A 1,610-nucleotide genomic window follows, 5' to 3' on the forward strand; every position below is an offset into this window, starting at 1 on the left:
CCTTCATAGTTTGGTGATGATGGCAGAGAGGTCACACCCGTTCCCATACCGAACACGGAAGTTAAGCTCTCTAGCGCCGATGGTAGTTGGGACCTTGTCCCTGTGAGAGTAGGACGTCGCCAAGCAAAAACCTAAGTCGAAAAGACTTAGGTTTTTTGTGGTTCATAACATAATACATATTTCCGTATGCGAATAATTTCTCTTCTATAGGGTTTATCTGATACTGCAAGCCCAGCTCTCTGAAGCATAAATTTTTAAATTATTAAATGCTCATGCTACAATGATTGAAACCTAAATTTTAAAGAGGTGTTAGCATGAAAATTGAAGTTTGGTCTGATTTTGTATGTCCGTTTTGTTATATTGGGAAGCGTAGGTTAGAAAAGGCTTTAGACCAATTTCCGTATAAAAATGATGTCGATGTTGAGTTTAAAAGTTTTGAATTAGACCCCAATACTCCAATCTATTCTGGAATAAGTGTTCACGAAGCCATTGCATCAAAGTATGGGATTAGTATTGAAGAAGCTAAGCAAAATAGTTTGCAAATAGGCCACCAGGCAGCTAGTGTAGGTTTAACTTTTAATTTTGAAGAGATGAAACCAACAAACACTTTTGATGCTCACCGTTTGGCGAAGTTTGCAAAGAATCATGAAAAAGAAAAGGATATCATAGAAAATCTGCTTTTTTCATATTTTACCGAATCTAAAAACTTAAGTGATGTGGAAACACTTGCTGATATTGCTAAAGCTTCAGGTTTAGATAGGCAAGAAGCTTTAAACGTTTTAAATAATAAAGATGCTTATGCAAATGATGTTCGAATTGATGAAGGGATTGCTCAACAATATAGGATCACTGGAGTACCTTATTTTATTATTAATCAAAAATATGCTATTTCAGGTGCGCAACCACTTGAAACGTTTGTTGGTGCACTTCAAAAGGTGTGGGAAGAAGAGAATCCTAAGCCTCAGTTCCAAGATCTTTCATCGAATAGTACAAACGGTGCCTTTTGCACAGATGGTAGTTGTTCGGTACCCTCAAAAGAACAATAGCTTTCTTCATTTGTTATGCAGCATATGGTGTATTTGGAGAATAAGCTTTGCATGTTGTATGCAGAAGTATTAATCATTTCTTGATTTAATTTTCACCCCCCCAGAAACGGATGAAGTTTCTGGGGGGTGTGCATTTAGTTGATTTTGAGAAAGTAACATGTCTGTTTGAGTAGAAAAAGATTTTCTTCTAGTAAATCAGTATGTTATGAGCAATATAAAATGTTGGCTAATGGTTTTTTTCTCATATTATAGTAATGAAACAGCACAAATTATATTTTCATGAAAAACTTTTAAAAACCCATTGACTATTATCATACAGAGGTGTATTATTATACGAGTCGCTGATAGCAACAAGCAAAACGCGACAAACGAAATAAAAAAACTTAGTTGACATTGAAAGATGAAAATGTTAACATAAGGGAGTCGCAAATGAGCGGCAAACGAGTTCTTTGAAAACTGAACGAAACAAACAACGTGAAACGTCAATTTTTATTTTAGATGCTAGACAAACTTTATTGGAGAGTTTGATCCTGGCTCAGGATGAACGCTGGCGGCGTGCCTAAT

1 protein-coding gene and 1 rRNA gene are annotated in these 1,610 nt (G+C 35.8%); both read left to right on the plus strand.

Annotated features, from left to right (window positions below):
* The first annotated feature begins 9 nt into the window (after positions 1-9).
* Positions 10-125 (plus strand): 5S ribosomal RNA (gene rrf, locus AC1M36_RS28240).
* A 189-nt stretch (positions 126-314) separates the two neighbouring features.
* Positions 315-1,046: a DsbA family oxidoreductase gene (locus tag AC1M36_RS28245; RefSeq protein WP_479846514.1), complete on the plus strand. Its 732-nt coding sequence runs from the start codon at positions 315-317 to the stop codon at positions 1,044-1,046.
* Positions 1,047-1,610 lie beyond the last annotated feature (564 nt).

The sequence above is a fragment of the Bacillus sp. Medicinal_06 genome (assembly GCF_056711665.1).

Excerpts from the sequence above, each read along its gene's own strand:
- AC1M36_RS28245 (WP_479846514.1), top strand. The coding sequence starts at position 315 with ATGAAAATTGAAGTTTGGTCTGATTTTGTATGTCCGTTTTGTTATATT.